Origin of the sequence: Pseudomonas sp. CF161 (genome assembly GCF_000416215.1) — a bacterium.
In the GTDB taxonomy this organism is placed as follows: Bacteria; Pseudomonadota; Gammaproteobacteria; order Pseudomonadales; family Pseudomonadaceae; genus Aquipseudomonas.
In genome coordinates, this window is sequence record NZ_ATLP01000073.1 from 1 (window position 1) to 7,726 (window position 7,726).

General features: G+C 65.9%; 2 protein-coding genes and 1 pseudogene. All 3 read right to left on the bottom strand.

What is annotated here, in order from left to right; translation table 11 throughout:
* Positions 1 to 483: pseudogene (locus CF161_RS13150) on the bottom strand (exodeoxyribonuclease V subunit alpha); the annotation flags it as partial.
* A complete protein-coding gene (recB, locus tag CF161_RS13155) occupies positions 480 to 4,169 on the bottom strand; it encodes an exodeoxyribonuclease V subunit beta (protein WP_020297075.1) in 3,690 nt (1,229 codons plus the stop codon). The gene recB and the pseudogene CF161_RS13150, both read right to left, overlap by 4 nt.
* Positions 4,166 to 7,615 (bottom strand): exodeoxyribonuclease V subunit gamma, encoded by a 3,450-nt coding sequence (gene recC, locus CF161_RS13160; protein WP_020297076.1) that lies wholly within the window; start codon positions 7,613 to 7,615, stop codon positions 4,166 to 4,168. The genes recB and recC overlap by 4 nt, the downstream gene beginning before the upstream one ends.
* Positions 7,616 to 7,726: the final 111 nt, after the last annotated feature.

Consider the following 7,726-nt stretch of genomic DNA (forward strand, 5'->3'; position numbering starts at 1 on the left):
CCGCTCATAGGCCCAGTAGCGGCGCAGGTACAGGCGCTTGCCCGACAACACCAACGGCCGCTGCCGAGCCTCCTCGGCACCATCGGCCGCCAGGGCCACCAGGCGACTGGCCGCCAGGGCCTTGCACCAGTGGGCGCCGTCGAGGCTGGCCAGCACGTGGGACGGCAGCAGCGCACCGCCCTGCAGGTCGCCTTCGGGGGGCAGGGACAAGGCGAAATCCGGCTCCTTGAGGGTTTCGAACAGGTCCAGGCACACATGGCCGTGGCCCAACTGATGGCTGGTCAGCGCCGCCGCCATCAGCACCAACGGGTCGCCGTCGGGCGCAAGCTCATGCAGAAAGCCGACAAAGGCCTTGTCCAGGGCTCGCAGCCAGCCGCGCTCCAGCCACCGATCGAGCAACAGCATCAGGTCGCCGGCGCGGGCCAAGGGCGCCAGGTCGGGTTGCGGCGCGTACGCCAGGGGCGTCAGCAGGTCATCGTTCATAGCAGTACTCCCTGTTCCCAGGCGGGCTCAGCCTTCGGCAGTTCGGGCTTGCCCTGGAACATGCGGTCCAGGCGCTCGATCAGTTCCCGTGGCGGGCGGGCGAACACCACCCCCTGGCTGGCCGAGCGGGTGCCGCGCAAAAACAGGTAGAGGGCGCCGCCCATGTGCCGGTCGTAGTCGTAATCGGTGAGACGGGCCTGCAACTGGCGGTGCAGGGCCAGCAGATAGAGCACGTATTGCAGGTCATAGCGGTTGTCGAGAATCGATTGCTCCATGGCCTGCTCGGTATAGGCCGCGTCGTCCACGCCGAGCCAGTTGGATTTGTAGTCGGCCACGTAGTAACGGCCCTGATGTTCGAACGTGAGGTCGATAAACCCCTTGAACATGCCGTTGAGCAACACCGGCTCCGCCGTGACCCGGGGCACGCCGTGGTGGGTGTGCTGGCGCACCAGTTCGTCGAGCTTGAGCACGTCGACCTTGTGACTGGCAAACCAGAACTCCATCTCCACCCGGTACTCGGTCAGTTGGCTGAGCACCACCGGCGGCTGCCCCGCGCCGACGGCCAGGGGCGCCTGCAACAGGTGCTGCATCCAGTCGCTCAGGGTCGGGATCCAGCCTTCCCAGCCACGCCGATTGCAACGTCGGGCGATGGCATCCTCGATGGCTTCGGGGTCGGCGGCGAACCCGTCTTCCCCGGCCCATTCCAGCAAGCCATGGAGAAAGGTCCCCGGATTCGGCCCCCGCGGGAAGCGGTGGATATCACCGCCGCTGGCCGCAACTTCACGGGGCGCATCGGGGTCGAGTCGTTCATCGTCGAACAGCTTTTGCGCCTGCGGGTTTTCCGGGGCCTCGGTGCCGACGCCCAGGCTGTCACTGATGCGCAGGGCACTGTAGGAAGCAATCCACCAGTTCTCCGCAGCACGCCGGTTCGGCAGCAATACCGCCAGCAGGCTGGCGTCGTTGCGCGGCGGGGTAAAGCGGTTGTCCCAGGCCACGGGCATGGGCTCGACAGCGAGCGCCTCGCAGCCTTCCTGCAGATCGTCCAGCCAGCGCTTCAGGCCAGCGGATTCGTTCAGTACCGCAGCGCCACCCAGCAGATAACCGAGGGCCGAGAGGTGCAGCACCGAGCTGTTATTGCTGCCGCGCTTGAGGTCGGTGACGCCCAGCCAGCAGGCGTGTTGCGCCCGAGTCAGGGCCACGTACAGCAGGCGCAGGTCTTCAGCCAGGCGCTCCTGGTCGGCGCGGGCAATCAGCTCGGGAGTCGGGCGCAACGTCACCTGAGCCTTGCCCGCGGCGTCGTGGTAATGCAGCGGCAGGCGACTGCCATCCACCGGCTTGGCCGAACAGATAAACGGCAGGAACACCAGTGGGTATTCCAGCCCCTTGGACTTGTGGATGGTCACCACTTTGACCAGTTGCTCGTCGCTTTCCAGGCGCAGGATCTGCTCTTCACCGGCCTGCCCGGACAACGCCAGATGCTCGGCCAGGTGCCGGATCAGCGCCTGTTCGCCATCCAGCTCCGCCGCCGCTTGCTGCAACAGTTCGGACAGGTGCAGCAGGTTGGTCAGCACCCGCTCGCCGTCGCTGCGGGCGATCAACGCCTGGGGCAGCTGAAAGTCATGCAACAGGCGGCGCAACATCGGCAACACGCCCTGGGTGCGCCAGATCGCCCGATAACCACGGAACTGCATGACCCGGGCTTCCCAGGCCAGTTCGTCCTGGTTCAGCCGCTCCAGCTCCGCCAGGGGCAGGTTCAGGGTCAGCGACGCCAGGGCCGCACGCAGCGGGCGTTCGACGTCCGGCTCGGCACAGGCCTTGAGCCAGGTCAGCAGGTCGCGGGCTTCCTGGGCGGCGAACACCGAATCCTTGTCCGACAGGTACACGCTGCGCACGCCACGGGCCGCCAGTTCCGCGCGCACGGCCTGGGCCTCTTTACCGTCGCGCACCAGGATCGCGATATCCGCCGGCAGCAGGCCCCGCAGCGCCTGGCCGTCCCGGGCAAAACCGCTGCGCCCTTGCTGGCCGCCATTGAGCAACTCGACAATCTGGCTGGCGCAGGCACCCGCCAATTGCTGCCGATACACCACCCCGGACAACGGCTGCTCGGCCGACAAGTGCCAGAGATTCATCGCCGCAACGGCCTGGCCGTCGATCAGTAACTGTTCCTTGCGCCCCTGGGACGCCACCGGCAGGAAGGGCACCGGGTTGTCGCCATCCGGCTCGCGAAAGAGAAAGGCGCCACGGCCCTGCTCCCGCACTTCGGCACGCTGGAACACATGATTGACCGCACTGACCATGGCGTGGCTGGAGCGGAAGTTGGTGCCCAGGGTGTGCAGGCGGCCACTGGTGGCCTGGCGCGCGCGCAGGTAGGTGTAGATGTCGGCGCCGCGAAAGGCGTAGATCGCCTGCTTCGGGTCGCCGATCAGGAACAGGCCGGTGTCCGGGTTGTTGTCCTCGATGCGGTAGATGCTTTCGAAGATCCGGTACTGCACCGGGTCGGTGTCCTGGAACTCATCGATCAGCGCTACGGGAAACTGCTCGCGGATCAGGGTCGCCAGGCGCTCGCCGCCGTCAGCCTGCAAGGCCGCGTCCAGGCGCAGCAGCATGTCGTCGAAGCCCATCTCGGCGCGCCGCCGTTTCTCTTCCTCGAACCGCGTCCCGACCCACTGCGCCGCGTGTTGCAGCACCGCCGCGTCCGGGCTGGGCAAGGCATCCAGGCTGGCCTTGAGCTGGGGCATGGCGTCCAGTCCGGGGTGGCGCGGCGCCTCGCCCTTCCAGGCCTCGCTCATGCCGTCGGCGGTCAGGCGGCTGAAGCCGGTGCCGATGTCCAGCTGTTCGGCACTTTCGTCCTGGGCCCAGGCGCTGATCTTTTCGAACCAGGGTTCAAAGTAGCGGGCCTGCATCTTGCGTCCATCGACGCTCTTACTGGCCACGCCTTGCAGGCAGATCTCGCGCAACTCCGCGGCCCATTGCACCCAGGGCGCCTTGAGTTCGACCAGGGCCTGGCGCCGCTCCTGCAGGCAGGCTTCGATCAGCTCGCTGGGGGATTGGGTGTGCGGCTCCCGGCGCTCGCTGCCAAACAATGCCCGCACTCGCGGCAGCAGCGCCGCCGGGCCGCCCCAGTTGGCCCGTACCCAATTCAGCGCATCGCCCTGCATCGGGTAGCAGAACAGCCGCCAGTAATCGCGCAGCACTTCGCCCAGCAGGTCGCTGTGGTCGGTTTCCAGGGTCTGGGTGAACAGGCTGCCGCTGTCGAACGCGTGCTCGCGCAACATGCGCTGGCACCAACTGTGGATGGTCGAGACCGCCGCCTCGTCCATCCATTGCGCGGCAATGTCCAGGCGGTTGGCGCAGGCGGCCCAGTGCTCGGCGGGAAACTGCCCGCGCAGGTCGGCAAGCAGGCTGTCGCTGGCAGCGATCTCGTCACGGAAGAACCGTGCGGCCTCGGCCAGGCGCGTGCGGATACGCTCCCGCAGCTCCTTGGTCGCGGCGTCGGTGAAGGTCACCACGAGGATTTGCGGCGGCAGCAATTCCCGGCCAAAGCCGGCAGGCTCGCCACCGTGGCCCAGCACCAGGCGCAGGTACAGCGCGGAGATGGTGAAGGTCTTGCCGGTGCCGGCGCTGGCCTCAATCAGTTGGCTGCCACGCAGCGGGAAGGCCAGGGCCAGGGGGACTTGCTGGGTCATGCATCGGCCTCCGTGCTGAGGGCTGAACGCCAGGGCGCGCTGAGCAGCGGGCGATAGAGTGTCTCGGCCCAGCCGCTGAAGCTTTCGTCGGCGACCAGGGCGTTGTAATCGGCAAATTGCCGGGCCAAAGCTGGGCTCTCGCGGCGCTCACCATCGGTGGTCTGGCCATCGCCTTCATAGGCTTTGCGCGCGGCGGCTTCGGCCTTGAGCGGGTCGCTCTGACCCAGCCAGGCGAACGCGGTTTTCACCGCCACCGGCAATGGCTGGCGCATGCCGGCCTGCCAGGCCAGCAGCAATTCGCCGAGGCTGTCGAGCGCCGCCTGCTGCTCCAGGGCCGGCAACAGCAGGCTGTCGTCACTGGCCACCAATGCGGTGCTTAACGGGTAGCCGCTGGCACAGGCCACCAGGTGATTGACCCACACCCGAATCAGCCGGTGCCACTTGCGGGTCTTGATCGAACCGATGCTGTTGGGGATCGCGGTCACCGACAACAGCCCGCCATCGCTGCGCTGATGCAGGCCGCTGAGCCAACCCTCCAGGCGCACGCCCTTGAGCTCCAGGGAAACCGGCAAGGCGCTGGTCACCGGGGTCGGCCACAGGCTGAGCAATTGCTGGTAGCGCTGCAACAGGTCCGGCAGCGGCTCGATCAGCTCGCGCTGCAGGCATTCGCCAAAACCGGCCATGGGCAACAGGCCGCTGGCTTGCAGCCGCTGCGCCTGGGCCTGCAAGGCCTGCTCGGGGTGCTCGGCATCACCGAGGGCGGCTTCAAGCAGGCTGTCGCTGAGGCTGTAACGTTGCAGGGCGTCGAGGACAAAAGGCTCCTCATCGGCCAAGGGGGCTTCCAGGGCTTCGAAGAACACCTTAAGCCGCTGGCTGAAAAAGTGCCGCACCGGGTTGCGCAAAAAGTCCTGCAACTGCCCCAAGCTCAGGGGCTCTTCCTGGACATAGGGCGCCAGTTGTTCCATGGCCGTTTTCGGCTCGTGCTGCTGATGCAGCAATTGCCACTCACGGGCGTAGCTGAACAGCGCGTCGCCTTCATGGAAATAGCGGGCGCTGAAAGGTTGCAGCGGATGCTCCTGGGTCATGCCTTCCAGCAGGGGCGCCTCATCGACCGGGGTCCAGCCGCTGGCCAGGTGGTCGCGCAACTGGCCGATCAGCACCGAGGCCGGGCGTTCGCTGTTGTCACGAATGCTGCGCCCGACCCAACTGACGTACAGCTGGTTGCGCGCCGAGAGCAAAGCTTCGAGCAACAGATAGCGGTCGTCTTCACGGCGGGAACGGTCGCCGGGGCGGTAGTCGCTGCCCATCAGGTCAAAATCCAGGGGCGGCTGGGCGCGCGGGTAATCGCCATCGTTCATGCCCAACAGGCACACCAGCTTGAAAGGGATCGCCCGCATCGGCATCAGGGTGCAGAAGTTCACCGCACCGGCAAGAAAGCGCTGGGACAGGCGCCCCTGGTCGAGCCCGGCCAACCAGGCTTCGCGCACCACGGTCAGCGGTAGCTCATCCTCCAGACCGACCGACTGGCAGGTCTCGAGCCAGGTTTCCCGCAGGTCTTCCAGTTGGCTCAGCAGATAGTCGTCGTGCTCGGTCTCGGCCAGGAAAAACAGCTGCATCAGCCCTTGCAGGCGCTCGCCCCACTGCTGCGGCGTCGCGGCCTCCGTCAGTTGCCCGTAGGCCACTTGCAAGGCGTCGAGCAGCGCCACCAGCGGGCCGATCAACGCCGCGTCCAGGCCGCCGATTTCGTCGTAGGGTTCAATGCCATCGCACGCGGCGGAGCGGCCCACGGCGTAGCCCAACAACATGCGGCGCAGGCCGAAACGCCAACTGTTTTGCTCCAGCTCCTCGGGCAACCCCAGTTGTGCACGCTGTTCGGCGCTCATGCCCCAGCGGATACCGGCGCCTTCGATCCAGCGGTGCAGGATCGGCAGGTCGGCTTCATCCACGCCAAAGCGCGCACGCAGGGCCGGAACATCGAGCAGGTCAAGAATCTCGCTGACCGGGAAGCGGCTATCCGGCAGCTTCAGCAAGTGCTCCACGGCGATCAGCAACGGGTCACGCCCGCGCTGGCCCTGGTCGGTCAGGGTGAAGGGGATAAAGCGTCGATCATCACGCTCCAGCTGCCCGAACACCGCACGGATATGTGGGGCGTAACTGTCGATGTCCGGGACCATCACGATCACATCGCGAGGGCGCAGGTCGGGGTCGGCACTGAAGCGGGCGAGCAACTGGTCGTGGAGGATTTCCACCTCGCGCTGGGCGCTGTGGGCAATGTGAAAACGGATCGACTGGTCTTGCGTCAGATCGATCGCCGGCCAGTGTTCACGGGTCTCGTTCAGTGGGCGCAGTTCGAGGATGTCGTCCTGCAATTGATTGAGCATGTTCTGCGGCTGGTTTTCGCTGAACAGGTCGATGCGCCCATCGCGAAAGGCCGCACGGTAGCTGCTAGGGTCGTCATAACTGTCGAGCAGGCTGATGTAGTCACGGCCCTGTTTGCCCCAGGCGGCCAGCAGCGGATGCGCATGCTGATGCAGGGTTTGTGGGTCGAGGGCAGCGGGCATGCCGGCCTTGCGCGCCTGGCGCTTGTATTGATGCCGCAACAGGTCTTTATCGGCGACGATGTCCGCCCAATGGTGACGACAAGGGTTGTGCACGCAAAGCAGCACCTGGCTGAAACGCGCCAATCCCGCCAAGGCTTCCAGGGCCTGGGCCGGCAGTGAAGAAATCCCGAACACGATCACCCGCGACGGCAAGCCCTTGGGCGCGACATCCAGCTGGTTGATGCGCTCGATAAAGCGCTGGTGAACCCCGGCCCGACTCTGGGCCATGCCTTCGGCCCCAACATCCAACAGCAACGCTCGCCACAACTCGGCCTGCCAGCAGTTGGCGGGGGTCAGGGGCTTGGCCTCGCCTCGACCATTGCGCAGTTGATGCCGGCCGCCGGCCCAGTCTTCCAGCCAGTCGGCGCGGTACACCTGGTATTGGTCAAACAGGTCCGCCAGGCGCTCCGCCAGTTGATAGCGCTTACGCAGGTCGGTGTCGTGGGTCAGGAAGCGTTGCAGGGGCTCGAAGTGCGGCTGATCGATCAGCTCGGGCAGCAGGCGCATCAGGCGCCAGGTCAGCGGGGCTTTATCCAGCAGGGACTTGGGTGGGATTTCATCCCGTCCCAGCACCATGCGATACAGCTGCCACATAAAACTGCCTGGCAGTTGCACATCGATGGCGGCGGCGATGCCGCAGCCTCCGAGGTCGTCGTCCTGGGGGTCTTCTGCCAGGGCCAGCTTCAACCACTGGGCGATGCCGTTGCTCTGCACCAGGGCGATTTCATTTTCCAGGGGCGCCAGGGGGTAACGCCGCATGACGCTGATCACCAAGCTGCGCAGTTCATCCAGGCTGTTGCTCTGGACCACCATAAAACCAGCGTTGAGGGACGTAGCGTCCGGCATAGAGGCTTCCTTGGAAAATGCACAAGCGAGGGTGGGACTTTAGCAGGGGGAGCAGCGGCAAGCTTCAAGCTTTAAACAGCAAGCGGGAGCAGGACGAGGTGCCTGCAAGGT